Source organism: Vibrio sp. ER1A, from assembly GCF_000733315.1.
Classification (GTDB): domain Bacteria; phylum Pseudomonadota; class Gammaproteobacteria; order Enterobacterales; family Vibrionaceae; genus Vibrio; species Vibrio mediterranei.
This window is the reverse complement of the sequence record NZ_JPJA01000086.1, coordinates 1756771-1777838: the sequence shown is the minus strand read 5'-3', so window position 1 is coordinate 1777838 and position 21068 is coordinate 1756771. Positions and strand designations below refer to the sequence as shown.

18 protein-coding genes are annotated in these 21068 nt (G+C 46.4%); 11 read left to right on the top strand and 7 right to left on the bottom strand.

The features are described 5' to 3' along the window. Positions 1-35: 35 nt before the first annotated feature. The 3 genes from HW45_RS14750 to HW45_RS14740 all read right to left on the bottom strand — a co-directional run bounded on the left by HW45_RS14750 (position 36) and on the right by HW45_RS14740 (position 5596). Positions 36-725: a 1-pyrroline-5-carboxylate dehydrogenase gene (locus HW45_RS14750; RefSeq protein WP_038227657.1), complete on the bottom strand. Its 690-nt coding sequence runs from the start codon at positions 723-725 to the stop codon at positions 36-38. A gap of 11 nt (positions 726-736) precedes the next feature. Further along, a complete protein-coding gene (gene putA, locus HW45_RS14745; protein ID WP_038227656.1) occupies positions 737-3877 on the bottom strand; it encodes a bifunctional proline dehydrogenase/L-glutamate gamma-semialdehyde dehydrogenase PutA in 3141 nt (1046 codons plus the stop codon). Positions 3878-4171: 294 nt separating this feature from the next. Next, a complete protein-coding gene (locus HW45_RS14740) occupies positions 4172-5596 on the bottom strand; it encodes a 6-phospho-beta-glucosidase (RefSeq protein ID WP_038227655.1) in 1425 nt (474 codons plus the stop codon). Positions 5597-5843: 247 nt separating this feature from the next. Between HW45_RS14740 and HW45_RS14735 the strand changes: the two genes are divergently transcribed. After that, complete coding sequence (locus HW45_RS14735; protein WP_038227654.1) at positions 5844-6356, top strand: gluconokinase; 513 nt, start codon at positions 5844-5846, stop codon at positions 6354-6356. Further along, positions 6353-8167, top strand: a complete 1815-nt coding sequence (edd, locus tag HW45_RS14730; RefSeq protein WP_038227653.1) for a phosphogluconate dehydratase — start codon at positions 6353-6355, stop codon at positions 8165-8167. Before HW45_RS14735 ends, edd begins: the two co-directional genes overlap by 4 nt. A 55-nt stretch (positions 8168-8222) precedes the next feature. Here the strand turns inward: edd and HW45_RS14725 are convergent, their stop codons facing one another. The 3 genes from HW45_RS14725 to HW45_RS14715 all read right to left on the bottom strand — a co-directional run bounded on the left by HW45_RS14725 (position 8223) and on the right by HW45_RS14715 (position 12220). Beyond that, a complete protein-coding gene (locus HW45_RS14725) occupies positions 8223-9230 on the bottom strand; it encodes a substrate-binding domain-containing protein (protein WP_006069682.1) in 1008 nt (335 codons plus the stop codon). Positions 9231-9433: 203 nt separating this feature from the next. Then, positions 9434-10861, bottom strand: a complete 1428-nt coding sequence (locus tag HW45_RS14720; protein WP_038227652.1) for a glycoside hydrolase family 1 protein — start codon at positions 10859-10861, stop codon at positions 9434-9436. A gap of 9 nt (positions 10862-10870) precedes the next feature. Further along, a complete protein-coding gene (locus HW45_RS14715) occupies positions 10871-12220 on the bottom strand; it encodes a PTS sugar transporter subunit IIC (protein WP_038227650.1) in 1350 nt (449 codons plus the stop codon). A gap of 242 nt (positions 12221-12462) precedes the next feature. Here HW45_RS14715 and HW45_RS14710 point away from each other — a divergent pair, with 242 nt between their 5' ends. Together HW45_RS14710 and HW45_RS14705 are read left to right on the top strand one after the other, a co-directional pair. Beyond that, positions 12463-12774: a PTS sugar transporter subunit IIB gene (locus HW45_RS14710; protein WP_038227649.1), complete on the top strand. Its 312-nt coding sequence runs from the start codon at positions 12463-12465 to the stop codon at positions 12772-12774. Positions 12775-12789: 15 nt separating this feature from the next. Then, positions 12790-13134, top strand: a complete 345-nt coding sequence (locus HW45_RS14705; protein WP_038227648.1) for a PTS lactose/cellobiose transporter subunit IIA — start codon at positions 12790-12792, stop codon at positions 13132-13134. A 50-nt stretch (positions 13135-13184) separates the two neighbouring features. Here the strand turns inward: HW45_RS14705 and HW45_RS14700 are convergent, their stop codons facing one another. Further along, positions 13185-14051: a LysR family transcriptional regulator gene (locus HW45_RS14700; protein ID WP_038227647.1), complete on the bottom strand. Its 867-nt coding sequence runs from the start codon at positions 14049-14051 to the stop codon at positions 13185-13187. A 100-nt stretch (positions 14052-14151) separates the two neighbouring features. On the opposite strand from HW45_RS14700, the gene HW45_RS14695 reads away from it, so the two are divergent. The 7 genes from HW45_RS14695 to HW45_RS14665 all read left to right on the top strand — a co-directional run bounded on the left by HW45_RS14695 (position 14152) and on the right by HW45_RS14665 (position 21054). Beyond that, positions 14152-15141 (top strand): haloalkane dehalogenase, encoded by a 990-nt coding sequence (locus HW45_RS14695; RefSeq protein ID WP_038227646.1) that lies wholly within the window; start codon positions 14152-14154, stop codon positions 15139-15141. Beyond that, positions 15138-15740 (top strand): short chain dehydrogenase, encoded by a 603-nt coding sequence (locus tag HW45_RS14690; RefSeq protein ID WP_038227645.1) that lies wholly within the window; start codon positions 15138-15140, stop codon positions 15738-15740. Before HW45_RS14695 ends, HW45_RS14690 begins: the two co-directional genes overlap by 4 nt. A 227-nt stretch (positions 15741-15967) precedes the next feature. Beyond that, entirely contained in the window at positions 15968-16417 is a 450-nt protein-coding gene (locus HW45_RS28395) for a hypothetical protein (RefSeq protein ID WP_051868096.1), read from the top strand. 168 nt (positions 16418-16585) lie between these two features. After that, positions 16586-18376, top strand: coding sequence for a protein translocase subunit SecD (secD, locus tag HW45_RS14680; protein WP_038227644.1), 1791 nt, complete (start codon positions 16586-16588; stop codon positions 18374-18376). 2 nt (positions 18377-18378) lie between these two features. Further along, on the top strand, positions 18379-19281 hold the full coding sequence (gene secF / locus HW45_RS14675) for a protein translocase subunit SecF (protein WP_038227643.1): 903 nt from the start codon (positions 18379-18381) through the stop codon (positions 19279-19281). Continuing rightward, positions 19278-20369, top strand: a complete 1092-nt coding sequence (locus tag HW45_RS14670; protein WP_038227642.1) for a calcium:proton antiporter — start codon at positions 19278-19280, stop codon at positions 20367-20369. Before secF ends, HW45_RS14670 begins: the two co-directional genes overlap by 4 nt. A 31-nt stretch (positions 20370-20400) precedes the next feature. Continuing rightward, positions 20401-21054 (top strand): DedA family protein, encoded by a 654-nt coding sequence (locus HW45_RS14665; RefSeq protein WP_038227641.1) that lies wholly within the window; start codon positions 20401-20403, stop codon positions 21052-21054. Positions 21055-21068: the final 14 nt, after the last annotated feature.

Here is a 21068-nt window from a genome sequence, read left to right as displayed (position 1 = left end):
ATTGGAGGCTGGTAGGGGTCCGTAACCTTATGTCACTAGCTACCAAGCTCAAGCAAAGTAGCGTTGCCCCCCACTGCTGTAATATTGATGGTTCTTGTTCTTTCTGTTATGAACCTCAACACGAGATTCGGATCGTGCGCCACAGGCAGCAGCGCCAAATCCGTCTCAGACACCAAAAGACCTATCGCTCCATCGCGATTAGCCAGTTGATGGTTAACCTGCCATTCAGTGTCTTTAGAGCCAACAAGACCAACCACTCGTACATCGAACTCGATAAAGGTGGAAGCTTCTTCTAAAGCCACAAATTGAACTAGGTTAGTAGGCAGTTGAGAACGCTCGACTGCCGATTTTAAAATTTGATTAAACTTGTCGTTACCAGAACAAACAATGACACCATTACCAGCGATAAGTGCTGCGGTAATTTGCGCCATTGCCGCGATCTTAGCTTGTGCTTCTTCGCTCTCTAGAACCACTAAAACCACACCACGCCCCGCCGCATAAAGCTCATTGGTTTCACCCGTTGGCCCTGGCATCACATGCGGGTTAGCTAATAACACGTTAGCTTGTTGAATATGGAAAGCCATCACGCTAGCGAGCGTAGCGTTCAGTTCATTCATATTACGCTGAGCAGAAAGTAAGCACTCACGTTGCTCAGCAAAATCACTAAGATTCCAACCTTCCCATGCTGTCAAAACATCGGAGAAAATAGTTGCGTTATTGACCATGATTTTTCTCCTTATTTCGCTGCTTGATTAGCGTTGGCGTTAATGACATCAGTAAAGCGATATAGGTAGTGTGGGCCACCTGCTTTTGGTCCAGTTCCGGAGAGACCCTGTCCTCCAAATGGTTGAACCCCTACCACCGCACCGACTTGATCACGGTTGATGTAGCAGTTCCCCACTCGAGCGTGTTTTTCCACCCACTCGTACGTCGATTCATTACGGCTGTGGACACCTAGCGTCAAGCCAAAACCTGTGGCGTTGATGCTATCAACCACTTTTGGTAGTTCAGATGCTTTGAAGCGGACGATATGGAGAATAGGACCGAAATGTTCTTCCGTTAGCACAGAGATATCAGAAATTTCAAACGCACAAGGCGGTACAAAATCCCCTTCTTGGCACTCAGCATCAAGCGACAGTTGCGCCACTTTGTTGCCTTGTTTTGCCATCGCATCAATATGTGCCAGTAGTTTTTGCTTCGCATTGGCATCAATTACTGGGCCCACATCGGTAGCATGCAGATATGGCAAGCCCACTTTAAGCTCATCCATTGCGCCTTGAATCAGGTTAATAACACGCTCCGCAATATCCTCTTGAATAAACAGAACACGCAATGCAGAACAGCGCTGTCCGGCAGAAGCGAAGGCAGAGCGAACAACATCGCGAACGACTTGCTCAGGCAGTGCGGTCGAGTCAACAATCATCGCATTTTGACCGCCGGTCTCTGCAATAAATGGTACTGGCGCAACTTGACGTGCTGCAAGCGTGCCATTGATGCGCTGGGCCGTTGGCGTAGAGCCAGTAAAGGCAACACCAGCAATCGCTGGGTGCGAGGTTAACGCCTGACCTACATCAGCACCGCGTCCTGTAATCAGTTGAATCGCATCAGCAGGGAAGCCTGCTTCAAGCATTAACTCAACAGCACGTACAGCGATAAGAGAAGTTTGCTCCGCAGGTTTAGCCACAACGGTATTACCCGCAACCAATGCTGCCGTGACCTGACCTAGGAAAATCGCCAGTGGGAAGTTCCACGGACTAATACAAACAAACACACCTCGTCCGCCGCGTGTCAATGTTTTTGACTGACCGTCAAAGCCAAGTACCGATTGCGTTTCGAAAATATGTGGTTGTTTCGCGTAGTAACGACAGAAATCGACCGCTTCGCGCACTTCATCAATACTGTCGTGAATAGTCTTACCCGCTTCCTGATGGCAAATCGCCACCAACTCATGAAGATTTTCTTCTAGCTTGTCTGCCAGTGTTAGTAAGCACTGACCACGCTCAACATATGGCGTCTGCGACCAACTAGTGAAACCTTGCTCTGCTACTCGGATAGCTTCGGAAACATGATCAAGGTTAGCCATAGCCACTTGCCCCACGACAAGACGGCGATCATAAGGCGCAGTGATCGTATCAACGTTAGCACCTTCCTTGATCATGCTTTCGTATTGCGATTGACCATTAATGATCGGAGCACCTTGCCACTGCTTAGCTCGGAACACTTCAACTTTGTGCTCGTAGTCTTTCACTTCGCTCTCAATATCAACGTTCACACCCACGGAGTTTTTACGATTGGCAAAAATAGCGGGAGGTAGGTCAATATTAGCGTTGTGTAGGGTGTCATTGGCAAGCAATGCGTCTACCGGATGAACAGTTAAGCTGTCAACAGGACAACGCGCATCAACAAGGCGGTGGACGAAGCTGCTGTTTGCACCGTTTTCCAACAGACGACGCACTAGGTATGGCAGCAAGTCTTTGTGACTACCCACTGGTGCGTAGATTCGTACTGGCTGTTTATGCGTATCCATCACATGGTCATAAAGTGAATCACCCATACCATGTAAACGCTGGAATTCGTAATCGGTGTGCTGAGCCATTGTCGCAATGGCCGTCACTGTGTGTGCATTGTGACTCGCAAACTGCGGGAAAATATTGCCACGCACGTTTTCACTCAATAAGAATCGAGCACACGCTAGGTATGCAACATCAGTCGCTTCTTTGCGGGTATAGACAGGGTACGCATCATAGCCCGCTTGCTGAGACCATTTGATTTCGCTGTCCCAATACGCACCTTTCACCAAGCGGAGTGGAATCAGGTCGCCTTGCTGCTTCGCTAAGCCGTTAACCCAAACTAAAACGGGAAGTGCACGCTTAGAATAAGCCTGGATCACCAGACCAAACTTGCCCCATCCTTTTGCCACGTCGCTACGATACACTTTCTCAAATAATTTAAGTGATAGCTCAAGACGGTCAGCTTCTTCCGCATCAATCGTAATCGCCACATCCAGCTCTCGCGCTCGAGTGAGAAGCTGAGTTAACGTATCGCAAAGCTCAGTCAGCACGCGCTCTTCGTTAGCGACTTCGTAACGAGGGTGAAGTGCCGACAGCTTGATTGAAACTGATGGTGCTGGACTAGTATCTAAGCCGTATTTATCACTGCCTACTGCTTCGATCGCCATCAGGTAGTCTTTGAAATACTTGTCAGCATCAGATTTAGTGAGCGCCGCTTCACCTAGCATGTCATAAGAGTAGGTAAAACCGCGATCACGCATCTTTTTACCATTCTTCTGAGCTTCACCAATGCTGCGGCCCAAAACAAACTGATGACCCATGATCTTCATGGCCTGATACATGGCTTTACGAATCACAGGCTCTGAGAACTTGTTGACTAAACGGTTCACCGCTTTTGCTGGGCTTTGTGATTCAGACTCAGCAAGCCCGACAACTTTGCCCGTTAGCATAAGACCCCATGTTGACGCATTGACAAACACAGAGTCAGAATTTTTCAGGTGAGATTTCCAATCAGCGACACTCAGTTTGTCGCGAATAAGCGCATCCGCCGTTGCAGAATCAGGAATACGCATTAACGCTTCTGCTAAACACATCAACAAAATGCCTTCTTGAGTATCTAAACTGTACTCAAGCAGCAAAGCATCAATCATTTGAATGGCATTTTTATCGGCACGGATGGCTTCGATAAGCTCGGTGGTTTTCTGTGGGATTTGCTGGGCTTCATTGCCTTGCGGCGTCGCCAGAGGTAAAAGCTGTTTCAACCATTGAGACTCATCCACCATGTAAAGTGGAGAGATCAGTGACCAGAGCTGTTCAAGCGGCTGCTCGACAAACTCCGTTTTTAGCACATCTGTTGCTGTAAACATGTGTGTTCCTCAATCTCTACTCAGCCGCAAAAGACGACTGGACTACTACAATGGCAGGCAGTGTATTTTGAGTGTTAAGGAATTACTTGTCAAAAACTCCGAGCTTTTTGCTGTTTTCTACGCTTATTAACAAAATTAATACAAGGTCACATCGAGTTAGACAAAATGAGCCGTTACAATCTGCAACCAAATTAACATATTGTTTCGTTCTCGCTAAACATTCCCCTCAGTTTTAAAACACAAAAAAGGGATGCACATAGGCACCCCTTCATAATCACCAATGAGAAACGGAGGTTATGACAAATCTTCACCGTTGGATTCAATCACTTTTTTGTACCAGAAGAACGACTTCTTACGAGAACGGTTCAACGTACCATTACCTTTGTTGTCACGGTCAACGTAGATAAAGCCATAGCGTTTACTCATTTCTCCTGTGGATGCGGCGACCAAATCAATGCACCCCCAAGGCGTATAGCCCATCAAAGGCACACCATCTTCAATGGCTTCTCCCATCGCTTTGATATGAGCGCGCAGATAGTCGATGCGATAGTCATCGTTAATCTCACCATTCGCTTCCACCACATCTTTGGCTCCAAGGCCATTTTCTACTAAGAACAACGGCTTCTGGTAACGGTCATAAAGGGTATTCATGGCGATACGCAAGCCGAGAGGGTCAATAACCCAGCCCCAATCGCTGGCTTCAAGGTGTGGATTGCGAACCGACTTCACGACATTGGCTTCACTGGTGTTGCCTTTATTCATATCAGCGGAAGCGCAACGAGAGGCGTAGTAACTAAAAGAAATAAAGTCCACAGTGTGCTTTAGAATTTCCAAGTCGCCGTCATGAATCTCAAGTTCTACACCTTTATCGCGGAACGTTCTTTGAGCATAAGATGGGTAATAGCCTCTGGCTTGGACATCAATAAAGAATAGATTCTCTCGATCTTTATCAAGCGCCATTTTGACATCTTCAGGTTTGCAGGAGTACGGATAGAAGTTGCCACCCGCTAACATGCAACCCACTTGGTTATCAGGGTTAATCTCATGGGCGATTTTGGTCACTAGAGCACTTGCCACAAGCTCATGGTGCGCCGCTTGATATTTCACCTGCTCTTTGTTCTCACCTTCTTTAAATAGCAGGCCAGCACCAGAGAATGGACTTGCTAGCAAGATGTTGATTTCATTAAATGTGAGCCAATACTTAACCAAACCATCAAAAGCTTCAAAACAAGTGCGAGCATAGCGCTCAAAAAAGCCAATCATTTCACGACTGCGCCACGAGCCATAGGTGTTCACCAAGTGCATAGGCACGTCGAAATGGCATAAGGTAACAAGAGGTTCAATACCATACTTCTGACATTCACGGAACAGATCTTGGTAGTAAGCAATCCCTTCTTGATTAGGTTCTAGTTCATCACCTTTAGGGAAGATTCTTGCCCAAGCAATAGAAGTCCGGAACACTTTGAAGCCCATTTCAGCTAATAGTGCGACGTCTTCTTTGTAGCGATGATAGAAATCGATAGCTCCATGACTTGGATAAAACTCCGATTCATCGAGCGCTACTTGCTCACGTAGACCCAGCTTAATTGGCATACGATTGTCACCGTACGGAATCATATCGACCGTCGTCAGGCCTTTACCGCCCTCTAGGTGCCCACCCTCAGCTTGGTTAGCAGCGATAGCTCCGCCCCATAAAAAGTTCTCTGGAAATACCGACATTGTTACCCCTCAAATCGTACATCGTGAACCGATGAGCTAGCATTTTATCAACACTATGCCAGCCTCATTTCGGCTGTAATTAAGTTTTTTAACTGGATGTGCTCTTGTTCACAACATTAAAAGTTACCGGTATCATGTTACCAGTAACATCGATAATATGAAGTCCAGTTTGTGAATTAATTGAATTGTGCGGATTGGATCAAATTTTGATTCGTGAGGAGGGAACTTGGGGAAGTGCATTATTGTGATGGGAGTTTCTGGCTCAGGTAAGAGCACAGTAGGCAAAGGGATTGCCGATGTATTAGGCGCAAAGTTTATCGATGGCGATGATCTTCACCCGAGAAGCAATATCGACAAAATGGCCTCAGGCATGCCGCTGACTGATGATGACAGAGCGCCATGGTTGACGCGTATTAACGATGCCGCGTACAGCCTAGGATGCAAGAATGAGCATGGTGTTATTGTTTGCTCTGCACTTAAAAAAGGGTACCGCGATACATTAAGACTTGGCAACAATAACCTTATCTTTGTGTTCCTAGATGGAGAGTTTGAACTCATTCGACAACGTGTCGAACAACGAGGAGGGCACTTTATGAAAGGCTCCCTCCTGCGAAGTCAGTTTGAAGCTCTAGAACGCCCTGATTGTGAACTGGATGTCGTGACTGTACCTATCGACATGCCACTAGAACGTGTGATTCATACCGCCGTTCGTGATATCCGCAGCCAATTATCTAATGCCACGCTTGAGGTTGTATCATGACTCATACAACCTTACTGGCCGTTACGCAGCGTATCGAGCAGCGCAGTGCCAAATTAAGAGAACAATATTTAGCGAATATTGCGAAGCAAAAACAAGCAGGCAAAGGGCGCTCGCAACTCTCGTGCGGCAACCTTGCACACGCCGTGGCTGCAGCGTGCGATGCGGACAAACAGTCCTTACTCAACAACACCAGCGCCAACTTGGCTATCATCTCGTCATACAACGACATGTTGAGCGCTCATAAGCCCTATGAGAGTTATCCGGAACTCATCCAACAAGCGTTAAGTCCGTTAGGCCATACCTCGCAAGTCGCGGGCTGTGTTCCCGCAATGTGCGACGGAGTCACACAAGGACAGCCGGGTATGGATATGTCGCTGTTTTCACGCGATCTTATCGCCCAAAGCACCGCCTTCTCACTCAGCCACAATATGTTTGATGGTAACTTACTGCTTGGTATTTGCGACAAGATAGCGCCCGGTCAATTAATGGGCGCGCTGGCGTATGGCCATCTTCCCACTGCGTTTATTCCCGCAGGTCCAATGGCAACGGGAATCTCTAATGAAGAGAAGGTCATGATTCGCCAACAGCACGCCGCTGGAGAGCTTGGTAAAGATTCGCTGCTAGAGATGGAATGTCGTGCTTACCACAGCAGTGGTACCTGTACCTTCTTTGGCACCGCCAATACCAATCAGTTAGTGTTTGAAGCCATGGGGTTAATGCTACCCGGTAGCGCGTTTGTACCACCAGATTCCCCGCTGCGAACAGCATTAACACAAGATGCCGCGAAGCGAATCGCCAGTAGCATTGCAGGCTCAGCAAATTATCGCCCACTGTGTGACGTGGTCTCAGCAAAAAACTTGATTAACGGTGTGGTAGCGCTACTCGCTTCTGGCGGTAGCACGAATCATAGCATTCATATGATTGCTGTCGCCCGAGCTGCGGGCTTACTACTAACTTGGCAAGACATCAACGATCTTTCGGATATCGTACCTTTGGTCGTCAATATTTACCCAAATGGCACCAGTGATATCAATGCCTTTCACGCGGCGGGCGGTGTCCCTGCCCTCTTAACCAGACTAAACCAGCAAGGGTTACTGCATCACGATATCGTGACGGCATTTGGCCGTTTTGAAGATCAGCTTTGCTACCCAGAATTAGACTCTCAATCTAATGATTATGCCCTGACTTGGTTACGCTCTGATGGGACGAAAAAACCAGAGGTCATCGCTCATGACAAGCAGTATTACCAAAAAACGGGCGGGCTAAAGCGAGTATCCGGTAACTTAGGGCAAGCTATCGTTAAAGTGTCGGCGGTTAAGCCAGAGCACAAGATTATCGAAGCACCAGCCAAAGTATTTAACGACCAAAACCAAGTGGAATCAGCCTATCGGCGAGGCGAACTCGAGTGCGACTGCGTGGTCGTCGTGCGTTTTAATGGCCCTGCGGCTAACGGCATGCCTGAGCTGCATAAATTGATGCCGTTGCTTGGCAATATCCAAAATAAAGGTTTTAACGTCGCCTTGGTGACTGATGGTCGGCTGTCTGGCGCGTCAGGGAAAATCCCCGCAGCGATTCATGTATCGCCAGAAGCTCTACGAGGTGGGAACATTGCACGTATTCAAGATGGCGATAGGATTCGATTAGATTGCCACCGTGGAGAACTCAGAGTGTTCGAAGGTATCGAGAGTCGCCCTGTAGAGGCTCATGATACCGAAATCCATCAACAGACTTGGGGCAGAGATCTGTTTGCAACTTGTCGCCAGAACGTCTCAGCAGCAGACCGAGGAGCGAGTTTCCTTTTTGCCGACTAAACCATGTTGACCCCGCGAGCCTACCCCCGAGTTTTCATTAAGGCGAGATTTTGAGTTAGAGACTCTCTCCCTCAGTAATCGTAAAGCCCATATCAAAAACTTTTTGCTCGCTTGGGGCTCCTGATAGCGCCGATAGTAATAACTCGGCGCTCTTTTTTCCAATCTCAAATCGTGGTGTATCAATACTTGCCAAGGTTGGGCTAATCACTTTACCCATATCCAGAGCGTTAAAACCAACGACGCTGATGTCCTCAGGAACTCGTTGTTGCTTAGCACGACACGCCATAATAGTACCAATCGCAATATCATCGTTGGTGCAGAATACGCCATCAAGCTCTGGTTGAATCAGCAGAGCTTTGTCGAGCAAAGTACTACCCAAAGCAAAACTAGAGTGCTCTTTGGTTAATACGTGTAGAGGTTCCAGCCCTGCCTCAGTGACCGCTTTATCATAGCCGTGCATACGTAGCTGAGTTCGGGTATCTAGGCGAGCACCAAAATAAGCGATATTGCGCTTACCTTTGGCTATCATTTGCGTCACCACTTCATAAGCTGCCTGCATATGGTCCAAACCGACCGCCATATCAATCGGATTAACCGGTAAATCCATGGCTTCTACTACAGGAATACCTGCGGTTTTTATCATTTGCAGCGTGCGCTCAGTATGATTGGTGTCCGTAAGAATTAGGCCATCTACCTGATAAGAGAGAAAAGATTCGATTTTCTTCTCTTCCACATCACGATCGTAGCTGTAGTGAGCGATCAAGGTATCGTAACCATTGAGGTTAGTCACATGCTCAACACCTTGCGCGAAACTAGAAAACACTTGGTTAGACAATGAAGGCAGTAGTATACCAATCGCTTTGCTCGACGACTTGGACAGCATTGCGGGTGTTCTATTATGGATATATCCAAGTTCTTCAACCACTTGAGCGATTTTATCGCGAGTCGCTTGGGCGACCGAATCTGGATTGCGCATATAGCGACTTACCGTCATTTTAGTGATACCCACTCTATCAGCAATATCTTGCAAAGTTGGGCGTGAACGTTTTGCTTCCATAGTCATTCAACGAATTCTCAAGTAGTAGTGAATGTTACTGTAACATTTTTGCTGTTAATGAACTAACGGTTATCCAAGTCTCTAGGTAGGGACAGTTGAAGAATAACGATTTTTATATCATATTCAGATAGATAGCTAGTAATATCAGGCAGGGCAAACAAAATTGGGAGAAAAGAACGGCGAGTATGTAAACTCGCCGATATTAGGGTTTAGCGGTACTCATCATCCAGATCGATATCTAGACATCGAGTCTCAGACAAGGTTTTATACCATTGGCCGGATTTTTTCACCCGACGGTTGCGATTGTCTTCCAGATCAATCTCTACCAAGCCATAGCGGTTCTTGAAAGCATTCATAGGTGAGACATTGTCCGTAAACGCCCAAAGCATGTAGCCTTTACAGTTTGCGCCGTCTTCGATCGCTCTTAGCAAATGGAACAAGTGCCTTGAGATAAAATCAATACGGTAGTCATCTTGAACCTGGCCTTGTTCATCTTTGAACTGAGCTTCATTTTCAATGCCCATACCGTTTTCACTCAAGATCCACTCGATATTGCCGTACTCATTTTTAATGCGCATCGCCATATCATAAACAATAGCCGGATCGATCTCCCAACCTCGTGAGAAGTTCATTTCTCTACCCGGTAAGTCAAAGCCGCTAAAGTACTTTTTCGGATGAAACGGCACGTGCTTTGGCCATTCCGCTTCGGGAGCTTTCACTCTGTGTGGGTAATAGAGGTTGGCTCCAATAAAGTCCACGGTATTGTGTTTGATGATCGCAAGATCTTCTTCCGTTGGCGTAAAGTCAATGCCATTGCCTTTTAATAACGTCAACAACTCCGCTGGATATTCCCCTTTGATAGCTGGGTCTAAAAATACGCGATTGTAGAACAAATCGTAAATTTCAGCCGCGCGCTTGTCGTGCACCGCACTAGAGCGTGGATACGTCACTTCAGGGTTAAGCACTACGCCGATTTTTCCGTCGTAGCCTTGGTCACGATAAGCTTTAACTATTTTTGCCGTCGCCAAGTTTTTGGCATGATTCCACACCATCCACTTATTGGTATCTTGCTCGTACGGGTATCGAATCGCATCAAGATACACTCGGGTTTGCACCACGATAGGCTCATTGAAACTAAACCAGTATTTCACCTTATGAGCGTAACGCTTGAACACTTCCTCCGCGTAGTGCACAAACATATCAACCACTTTAGGTGAGCTCCAGCCACCGTAGTGTTCGAGCAAATAAGCGGGCAGCTCATAATGCTCCAAGCAGAACATTGGTTCTATACCCTTCGCAAGCATAGTATCAATGACCTTATCAACGTAACCTGCATACTCTTCATCTACAATCCCTTGCTCATAATCAAGCATAAAACGAGACCAGTTGATGGAGCTGCGGTAGTGGGTTAAACCCACCACCTGCATTAGGTCAATATCTTCAACATAACGGTTGTAGAAATCGGTCGCAACTGCTGGCCCATAACCGTTGTGCCAGACTTTTCGGTCATTCTTGTACCAAGCATCAATATAAGAATCTTGGCTGTCTTTCTTGCCACTCCAACCTTCGGTTTGCCATGCAGAGGCTGCGGCACCAAGAATAAAACCTTCAGGAAACTTCATAGAGTATTGAGTCATTATGCTTCCTTAAGCCACCGCTTCTTTCGCTTCCGTTTTTTGCTCGCTTTCTAGATTATCGAGCTGCTCTTTGAACTGGTTCTCACACACTTTCACAAATGGTAGGTAGATGAGAATCGAGGTAACAATACAAGCAATCTGAGTCACTACTGCACCAAGCGACCCCCCCGTTGCCAGCCATGAGCTCAGAATCGGTGGACATGTCCAAGGAATCATAACCACGGCTTTACCTGCAAAACCAATCGCCGTTGCGTAGTAGCCAATCATGCCAGTAATCAAAGGTGTGATGATAAATGGAATCGCTAGAATCGGGTTCAGCATGATAGGCATACCAAACACCACTGGCTCGTTGATGTTGAATGCGCCTGGACCTACAGAAAGCTTAGCAATCTCTCGCATATCTTTACGTTTCTTACATACTAAGAAGACTGCGACAAGTAAACCAATCGTGACACCTGAACCGCCGATACTCATGTAGATGTCCCAGAAAGGCATCGTGATGATGTTCGGAATTTCTTCCCCGTTTTCATACGCTGTCATGTTCGCAGCAATCGCACCAAGCAACAGCGGCTCACGTAGTGGCTTGATCATTTGGTTACCGTGAATACCCACTACCCAGAAGACCTGAGCTAGGAACATCAGTAGAAGCACGCCAGGTAGACTTTGGATAGCACCTTCAAGCGGACGTTGAATCGCAGCGTACGTTGCATCGTAAAGCGTCATTCCCGAAATCTCGTAGAACGCAAAACCAAACGTAGCAATCGCAGTAACTGTGATGATAGACGGCAGCAATGCAGAGAACGAGTTCGCCACATTTGGCGGCACCGAATCAGGCATCTTGATTTGTAAAGCGTTGACTTTCAGGAGCTTGCTGTATACCTCAACCGATAGGATCGCGATAAACATGCCCAAGAATAAGCCTTTAGTGTCCGTATATTGGCGAGCAATAACGTTGCTCACTTCAAACGCTTCACCCGCCACAACCACTTCATAGGTTGTCGGAATGACTGCTACGAAACAGATAACAGCAAGCAAACCTGAGTAAGCGTTAACTTGACCATTAAGCTTGCCAAGCTCAAGACCAATCATAAAGATGGCCCCGATGGTCAAGAAGTTCAGTGTCGCATAGTTTATTTGTCCCATGATTGGACGGTATTCAGCCAAAAAGGCAAAGGTTTCAAAGGCAGCAAGACCTGACTGAGTACCCATAACCATGTTAGAAATCAGTACGCCAAACGCACCAACGATAATGACTGGCATCAGCATGACAAATGCTTGCTTGATAGCCATCACGTATTTCAAGCTGGTAAACCAGCCCGCCCAGTAATTGAGCTTTTCTGTAAACGCATTATTAAGCACGAGGTATCCCCTTCCATTCGTGTCGTTCATATTTGTTACGGGTAACATTACGGGTAACAAAACTAGAAAACAAAGAAAAATCCGGATAATTGTTAGCTTGAGCACGAAAAAAAGCCTAATTACTCATCAAACTTGAGCTAGATAACACTTTTGATAGATCACGTATTGCCGAATTAATAGTTACCCGTAACACTATAGACAACAAAAAGCACAAATAAGTGTCAATAACAGGAGAAACAACGATGAAAATTCTATTGCTATGTTCAGCGGGTATGTCGACCTCTATCCTAGTAAAAAAAATGGAAGAAGCTGCTAAAAATCAATCTATTGACGCTGAAATATTGGCTGTGCCAATTGCTGAATTCGAAACAAAGCTAGCCGACTGGGATGTGTTCTTACTCGGTCCACAAGTGAAATTCCGCCAACAAGAATTTGCAGCCTTGGCGGCAGAGCAAGGCAAGAAAGTCCTAGCGATCAATCCTATGGATTACGGTGCAATGCGCGGTGAGAAAGTTCTGGCAACAGCCATTGAAGCACTCAGTGAAACAGCTTAAATAGGGGTATCAAATATGGATCTTGAGATCACCATCATGGGCTTAATCTGCAATGCAGGTGAAGCGAGAAGTCTATCCATGGAATCTATTAAAAGTGCCCGTAACGGACAGTTTGAACAAGCACAAAGCTACCTAGATCAAGCAGATGAAGCAATTCGTCAAGCTCATTTAGTTCAAACGGAATTAATAGGCGCCGATGAAGGTGAAGGTAAAATCCCGGTCACACTAGTGATGGTTCATGCTCAAGACCATTTGATGACCACCATACAAGCAATAGAAAGTGCTCGCGAAACAGTGCATCTGTATCAACGTCTCAACAAACTCGAACAGAGCGTTTTTAACAACGTCAGTATGGCTTAAAATAAGAAAAACGATGCAAATCCGTCAGGTTTGCATCGTTTCATCGCACATTATGTCTTCGATATTTCATCAAAGTAGTGCCAAATCATCTTAGCCACAGGCCCCAACGCTTTATTTTTAGCACACGCCATATAAATCGGCACTTCAAGCTTATCAATGCAGTTGAGCTCTATTAAATTATCGAGCCCTTCAGCTTGCACTTCATCACTTGATAATCGTCCCCAGCCAAGTCCGCTTCGAATAATAGATTTTTTAGTCTGGTGATCAGAGACGTACCAGTGAACAGCATCCGCTAAAATGCCTGAATCAGGGCTAGTCTTATACGACGACTTAACTACAACTTGAGGCATGCCCAGCAAGTCTTGGACGGTCATATCAGCCTGAAGAGTGAGTGAAGATTGATTGGAAATATAAGCGGGCAAACGGATCTGATCGATATGTCGATACCTAACTCGTTGAGTGTCTTGTGTGAGACCCGCATAAATACCAATGTCCACTAACCCATCCAGTAACATACGTTCACCAGATGCCGTTTCGATATTAAGGTGCAATATTGTCTCTGGAAAATGCAGCTTAAGCTGCGTCAAGAGTCCCGTCACCTTTTCAATTGGGAAAATCGCGCCGACGCTAAGTCGTAATTCTGGCTCAATTTCCCCCGTCATTTGCTTGGCAAACACATCGAACTCGTCCGCTGCATTCAATAACTGTTGAATTTTTGGCATGAGCAGTTGCCCATCACGAGTCAGTTCTGGTCTGTAGGTATCGCGGTTAAAAATGGAGACTTGATAATACTCTTCCACTTGTTTCACCGAATAGGAAACCGCAGAACGAGCTTTAAAGAGTTTCTCACTTGCTTTGCGAAAACTCCCTTCTTGATGAATCACGTAGATAACGTGTAAATGTTCGAGGGCAATCATGGTCTAATTTTATGACCAAGTTGATATAAAAGCTATGCTTTTTTAGTCCATAAAACTCCTCTAAAGTCTGTAAGTCGAACAGGGACACAGGAGATTCATCATGCCATCAACATTTCTAAGAACACCAGATTCAGCGTTCGACAACCTAGCAGACTATCCATTCTCGGCTAATTACATAGAGATAGATGGTTATCGCATGCATTACGTTGATGAAGGGACACAGAACTCAAATACTGTTTTCCTTCTTCATGGACAACCTTCGTGGAGCTACCTATATCGTCATATGATTCCGATTTTGGTCGATGCGGGCTACCGAGTAATAGCACCCGACCTTATCGGGTTTGGGAAATCGGATAAACCCGTCAGTACCGATACTCATACCTATGCCAACCATGTCAAATGGATGACGATGTTCGTTAATAAACTCAACCTCCACCACTCAGCCGCATTTATGCAAGATTGGGGAGGTATGATTGGGCTTAGAGCTTTGGCAAATCAACCCAAATGGTTAGATCGCTTAATTGTTTCTAACACCGCACTCGCCGAGATGAAAGGTTTAGAGAAGTTGCTGGTTCCTAGTGTACTAAAGCTAATGGCTGCCTCAGCTGGTCAAACCGACTTGAGCCAACTCACAAACAAAATCAACTACGGAAATTGGGCCGGCTACTTTCGAACCGCTAGTCATTTGGATATAGGAGAAGTCATCCAGGCGCTAACCACAAAACCATTAACTAAGAGCGAAATTCACGCCTATAACGCGCCATTTCCCGACGAGCGATACTACGCTGGCCCTAGAAAAATGCCGGAAATCGTGGCTTCAGACCTCAATCAAGTCAATGAAGACTGGCAGAAGCTCAAACAGTGGCAAAAGCCTGTTTTGACTCTATTTAGCGACAAAGACCCTTTCTTGGCAGGACGCGGCTACGACAAAAAGTTCCAAGCAAATTTTGCAGGTGCCGCACATCAGCCTCACCGCACAATTACTGATGCTTCGCACTTTCTCCAAGAAGACCAACATCTTGAAATTACGAGCCAAGTTATTGATTGGCTTGACCACACTCATTTCAATCTAGCAGGACAATCAGCATGAAAAAAATACTCGCCATAGGGGCAAATGGGATCATTGGACAAGCAGTAATAGAACTTTTAGACGATACGTATACCGTCATCCCTGTAGGGTACTCGAAAGGTGAACGTCGAGTAGACATTGAAGATAACGACTCCATCAAAGCCATGTACGAAAGCGTCGGTGCTGTTGACGCCATCATCAGCATGGCTGGAAATGGAATGATGGCTAACTTCGATGACGCATCTGACCAAGCGTATCAGGTAGCGCTCAATAATAAAGTGATGGGACAAGTGAACGTCGCGCGACTAGGAATAAACTACCTAACTCCGGGAGGCTCGATAACGCTAACCTCTGGGCAGGCAAGCAACGCTCCAACCCAAAGAACAGCAGCCATTGCGATGGGTGTGGCCGCCATTAATGCGTTTGTCACAACCGCATCTCTTGAGCTCAAAAGCAATCACCGCATCAATGCGGTAAGCCCTTCATTCGTCAAAGAAACGATGGAACGAATGGGAATGGACAGTACTAATGGAATTTCAGCAGCGGATGTTGCTTTGTGCTATCAAAGCGCTTTAGAGGGAGTCGCAAACGGAAAGATTTTTGATGCCGTTACTACTTAATTAACATGTTGTATATTTGGGTGACCAATCAGCTGATGTGCTTATGAGTATTGCTGGTATGTCAATTCCCTCTCTAATATCTGCTCACTGTTATTCATTATGGTGAGCAGGCCTATGCAGACACAAATACTAACACTTATCTCGCTAACCTTTGCCCATTTTGTGACCAGCATCCGGTATACTGCCCGCGAACCAGAAAGTCATCGCTTACACGTAAAGGTTATTCATTGGTTAAACGTTGGTATCGTCTATTTCTAGCGCTTATGATTGCAGTTTGCACACATACTGTAAGCGCAGACGAGTATCTCACTCTCAATACTTCCAATCTCGCTAATACTTTTATCACCGTCGATCTTTCAACGACGCCATCTGATGATTTTAATGCCCCAACAGATGATAGTGGGTCGATTCTTAATGATTACATGGGTCCACTGTTTCTTTCTTCATCCAGACGTGTCATCAGTGATAGTTGGGATGCCGACCAAAAAGCAGCGCCTGATTACCACCTATTAATTGCCTTCTTAGCACCTCCATTGCTGGCGCTCGCCACAAGAAGCACCTCACTTATTCCACCGCAACGTCATTGGACGAGTCGCACACAAAGCGCTCCCTCAAGAGTGGCAGGCTGGAAAGAAGCCAACACTTTGTACGCCCACAGACAGCCTCACTCAAACTAACTCTCAAGATCAAGTTCAGGACTGCCTGAACGCTTCAACATGCGCAGCACATTAAGAGTAGCGACTTGCTAATGACTGAAATAAATGTCTTCACAGACTGATTTGGTTACGGCTTTCGTCTCTTTCATGATGACCATGCGCTCATTTTGATCCGTTTTAGAGAGTTTCATTGTGAAAAAACCATCACGTCAACCAATCAACCGCTACGCCAAGTGGAAGTACGTGGTACTTATATTCAGCTTGCTCGTCATGCTGTTAAGTGTTCTACCTTCTTTGTATGGTGAAAATGCCGCCCTTCATATTAACCATCGAGGGCAAATTTCTGATGCGAGTCAAATCGCTCAATGCCTTGAACATGCCAACATCACCCCCACTAGCATTGAGCAAGATGGTGATAAAACCATCGTGATTCTAAATAGCCCCAAACAACAAGCTGCAGCGCAAACACTGCTAAAACAGCACTTAGATGAATCCACAACCGTCGCACTAGCGATGGAGCCAGCAGCGCCTCAATGGTTACTAAAATCAGGTTTTTCGCCTATCGCTCTGGGCCTTGATTTGAGAGGCGGCGTCCAATTTTTATTGGAAGTCGATATGGAGCCCGTCTATCAAGCACACCGACAAATGGTTATCGATGAGTTCTCTTCGGAGTTTCGAACTAGCCGAGGTCGAATCACGGGCGATAGCGTTCAGCTCAATTTGTTTGGTGGAACTTCTACCGCAGAAGCACGAGCCTTTTTACGTCAGCAGTTTCCTAACTGGCACACGTCAATCCAAGACAACACGATTCGACTCTCATTGACAGATGAAGAGAAAAGCACTCTGCGCAACCTGACGGTTCAGCAAAACTTGCAGATCATGCGAGAGCGTATTGCCGAGCTTGGCATTACCGAAGCCTCGGTACAACGACAAGGTGAGAATCGCATTCGCATAGAATTACCCGGAGTTCAGGATCCTGCAGCGGCTAAAGACGTTATCGGTGCAACAGCTTCGTTAGCCTTTCATGCCGTCACAGATGGTCGAGGAAACCGCACCCAAGTTCTACCAGACAATGACGGAATCCCAGTTAATTTGGAGCGCCGCGCCATTCTTGGCGGAGAGCATATTATCGATGCGCGCGCGGGTGTCGGTGATATGGGAACCGCTGAAGTTAACATTTCGCTCGATACATCGGGTGGCCGAAAAATGTCTCAGTTTACCCGAAGCAATATTGGTAACCCGATGGCGACGGTCTACAGCGAGTACAGCCGCAATGCTGCGGGCGATAGCGAACAGCTCAGTAAGGTGATCAGTGTTGCCACCATTCAGTCACAGTTGGGTAGCCGTTTTCGTATTACCGGTGTTGGCAGCATGCAAGACGCACAAGAGCTAGCACTTTTACTAAGGGCTGGTTCACTCACAGCCCCAGTTACCATTATTGAGGAACGAACCATCGGTCCTTCACTGGGTGCTGAAAACGTCAAAAATGGCTTTGCTGCATTAGCGCTAGGATTAGGCCTAACACTAACTTTCATTGCACTTTGGTATCGACGCTTAGGCTGGGTCGCAAATGTTGCCTTGCTCGCCAACATGATGAGCTTATTTGGGTTAATTGCGCTGCTTCCCGGAGCTGTACTTACCTTACCTGGTATTGCAGGTATGGTGCTGACCGTCGGTATGGCAGTGGATGCCAATGTACTCATTTTTGAACGCATCAAAGATAAAATGCGCGAAGGGCGAACGCTAGCTCAGAGCATTGAAAAAGGGTTTAGCAGTGCCTTTCGTTCTATTTTCGACGCCAACCTCACCACCATGATTGTCGCCATTGCACTGTATGCCATTGGTAATGGTCCCGTTCAGGGCTTTGCCATCACACTAGGGCTTGGTCTATTAACCAGTATGTTTACCGGCGTGTTCTTATCGCGCGCCATCATCAATCTTGTTTGGGGGCGTGATCAGCGCCGAGAAGTGAGGATTTAGATATGACTCTTTCACAACATTCTCTTAGCCGAGTTCGCTTTAGCATGTCGGCAATTTCTGCGCTGCTTTTTGCTTTAGCCGTCGCTTTTATCAGTTTTAAAGGTTTTAACTGGGGGTTGGATTTTACTGGCGGTCTCGTGGCTGAAGTACGCTTAGACGCATCCATTGTCGCAACCGAGCTCAAAGCGTCACTTGATAACGCCTTGATGCAAGATGTCCAAGTGGTGAGCTCGACAGAGCCCGGCCGTTGGATCTTACGCTATAACCAACTCGATGATGTGGTGTTGTCCTTAACTCCAGCATTAGAGTCCATCAGCACATCCGTAGAGATCCTAAATAGCAGCATGGTAGGCCCTCAAGTCGGCCAAGATATGGTTGAGCAAGGTGGCGTGGCAATACTAGCTTGTTTTGTGTTGACCATGCTTTATCTAAGCTACCGCTTTGAATGGCGACTCGCTCTAGGCGCATTAGTGGCGCTGGTTCACGACATTGTTATTGTGCTCGGTCTGTTTGCCGTCACCCAGATGGAGTTCAATCTCACCATACTCGCCGCTGTACTTGCAGTGCTTGGTTACTCTTTGAATGACTCCATCATTATCGCTGATAGAGCCCGCGAGCTATTCAAAGCAAAGCCAAACGAGTCAGCGGATACACTTATCAATAACTCGGTACGTGCCACTTTCTCGAGAACTCTTATTACCTCAGGCACCACATTGGTAACTGTTTCTAGTTTGTGGTTGCTAGGAGGGCCTGCGTTAGAAGGCTTCGCGATTGCATTGTGTGTGGGTATTGCCTGTGGGACATGGTCGTCAATTTCACTTGGTATCACCTTACCTCAAATGATGGGTGTCCGACCTGAACACTACAGAGTGGCAACACCGAAACCAGAGGAGGCAATGCCATGACGCAGTTCTTGAAGCAGGAATTCGTACTGCTACTTGGCATCATTACCGTTGTATTGTTTAAATTTGCTGGTGACACTATCTTGCAGGCTCAAATGAGCTCAACTATCGGTATGGTACTTACCACGGCTCTGTTCGCAGTGGTCATGGCTTCAATATTTGCCGTGGTTCGCCATTCTGATGCTTTAGCCATCAAGTTAGGTGACCCTTATGGAACATTAATTCTGACCCTCTCAGTCATCCTCTTGGAAGTAGTGATGATTTCTTCTGTCATGTTGACGGGAGAAGCCAACTCCGTTTTGGCAAGAGATACTATGTTTGCAGTTGTGATGGCCGTCCTCAATGGTTTAGTCGGTATCACATTACTCATCGGCGGGCTGAAATACCACACACAGAAGTACAACCTTGATGGTCTGAAATCTTACCTCGTCGCCATCATTCCTCTGTCGTTGTTGTGTTTGGTGTTACCAAATTTCACCAGCGTTACAGAATTAGGGTCGATGTCTAAGGCGCTCACTATAACGCTAGTTTTAGCTTCAGTGGTGTTGTATAGCGTGTTTCTGTTTATTCAGACGCGCAGCCATACCCATTTTTTCATGGATGAGGACCACCAGGATAACCACGATTTTCATGGCCCTCTAGAGAGTAACTTTTACCATTCACTGTTACTTGTAGGTTATTTAATCGTGGTGATTCTGCTAGCTAAAAGCCTGGCTATCCCTATCGAAGGCACCGTCAGCTTACTTGGTGCACCACCAGCACTGGGAGGCTTGATAGTAGCCATCTTGATTCTTGCGCCTGAAGCAGTCGGGGCTGTTAAAGCCGCTTTAAACAATCAGCTGCAGCGCGCGATGAACTTGTTCTTTGGCTCCGTACTGGCAACTATCGCACTCACCGTACCGGCTGTCCTTCTAATATCTGAAGTCATACAGCAACCAATTCAACTGGGCTTGGCACCCGCTGAAATGGTCTTGCTCGCGACCACACTTATGATGACCGCCGTCAGCTTTAGTAGTGGCAGAACCAACTCCTTAAACGGCATGGCCCACCTCATTTTGTTCTTTGCTTACATCATCTTGATGTTTGAGTGATGTACTTAACTGACTATTAAGGATTTTTATCATGCAAGAAATATTCGTTGCTATTTGGCACCATGATTTCGACACTCTGGCTCAAGTAAGCTCACTCAATAGCTTTCTCTTGTTGCTTGCGTTTATTTTATTACTCGAATCCAGCTTCGTTTTCTTACCACTGCCGGGAGACAGTCTAGTACTGTTTGTCGGCGGATTAGTTGGAGTAGGAATTTTGGAGTTTTATCCCGCAGCTGGAGCACTCTGTTTAGCCGCGTCATTGGGAAGCATTAATGCCTATATTCAAGGACGAGTTTTAAACCAAACTCGGCTTGTGCCTTTTTTGCACCGCGTGTTACCGAATGATTCACTCCCTAAGGCCAAACGCTTGCTGAGTCGTTATGGGTTCTTATCCTTATTCATCTCCAGATTTATCCCATTTGTGAGAGTCCTGACACCGATGCTTATGGGATTATCGAAGCTGAATTTCATGCGAACTCTATTTATCAGCATGAGCAGTTCTGTTATTTGGTGCTTGGTCCTTATGCTCTCTGGTAAATGGTTGATGATTCATCCAAGACTTAATGACTACCAAGAACTACTTTCTAAGTCGTTGGTGATAGTCAGTTTATGTCTAATGGCGGGAGCAATTGTTGGTTTGCTGTACCGCTACTTACGCTCGAGCAAAAACAATATCGCCACTTAAGAATAAAGACGCCG

What these genes read in the sequence shown, in the direction of transcription:
- HW45_RS14740 (WP_038227655.1), bottom strand. Translation starts at nt 5,596, where the DNA reads ATGTCGGTATTTCCAGAGAACTTTTTATGGGGCGGAGCTATCGCTGCT.
- HW45_RS14735 (WP_038227654.1), top strand. Translation starts at nt 5,844, where the DNA reads ATGGGAGTTTCTGGCTCAGGTAAGAGCACAGTAGGCAAAGGGATTGCC.
- HW45_RS14725 (WP_006069682.1), bottom strand. Translation starts at nt 9,230, where the DNA reads ATGACTATGGAAGCAAAACGTTCACGCCCAACTTTGCAAGATATTGCT.
- HW45_RS14720 (WP_038227652.1), bottom strand. Translation starts at nt 10,861, where the DNA reads ATGACTCAATACTCTATGAAGTTTCCTGAAGGTTTTATTCTTGGTGCC.
- HW45_RS14750 (WP_038227657.1), bottom strand. Translation starts at nt 725, where the DNA reads ATGGTCAATAACGCAACTATTTTCTCCGATGTTTTGACAGCATGGGAA.
- HW45_RS14710 (WP_038227649.1), top strand. Translation starts at nt 12,463, where the DNA reads ATGAAAATTCTATTGCTATGTTCAGCGGGTATGTCGACCTCTATCCTA.
- HW45_RS14665 (WP_038227641.1), top strand. Translation starts at nt 20,401, where the DNA reads ATGCAAGAAATATTCGTTGCTATTTGGCACCATGATTTCGACACTCTG.
- HW45_RS14690 (WP_038227645.1), top strand. Translation starts at nt 15,138, where the DNA reads ATGAAAAAAATACTCGCCATAGGGGCAAATGGGATCATTGGACAAGCA.
- putA (WP_038227656.1), bottom strand. Translation starts at nt 3,877, where the DNA reads ATGTTTACAGCAACAGATGTGCTAAAAACGGAGTTTGTCGAGCAGCCG.
- HW45_RS14670 (WP_038227642.1), top strand. Translation starts at nt 19,278, where the DNA reads ATGACGCAGTTCTTGAAGCAGGAATTCGTACTGCTACTTGGCATCATT.
- secF (WP_038227643.1), top strand. Translation starts at nt 18,379, where the DNA reads ATGACTCTTTCACAACATTCTCTTAGCCGAGTTCGCTTTAGCATGTCG.
- HW45_RS14695 (WP_038227646.1), top strand. Translation starts at nt 14,152, where the DNA reads ATGCCATCAACATTTCTAAGAACACCAGATTCAGCGTTCGACAACCTA.
- HW45_RS14705 (WP_038227648.1), top strand. Translation starts at nt 12,790, where the DNA reads ATGGATCTTGAGATCACCATCATGGGCTTAATCTGCAATGCAGGTGAA.
- HW45_RS14700 (WP_038227647.1), bottom strand. Translation starts at nt 14,051, where the DNA reads ATGATTGCCCTCGAACATTTACACGTTATCTACGTGATTCATCAAGAA.
- edd (WP_038227653.1), top strand. Translation starts at nt 6,353, where the DNA reads ATGACTCATACAACCTTACTGGCCGTTACGCAGCGTATCGAGCAGCGC.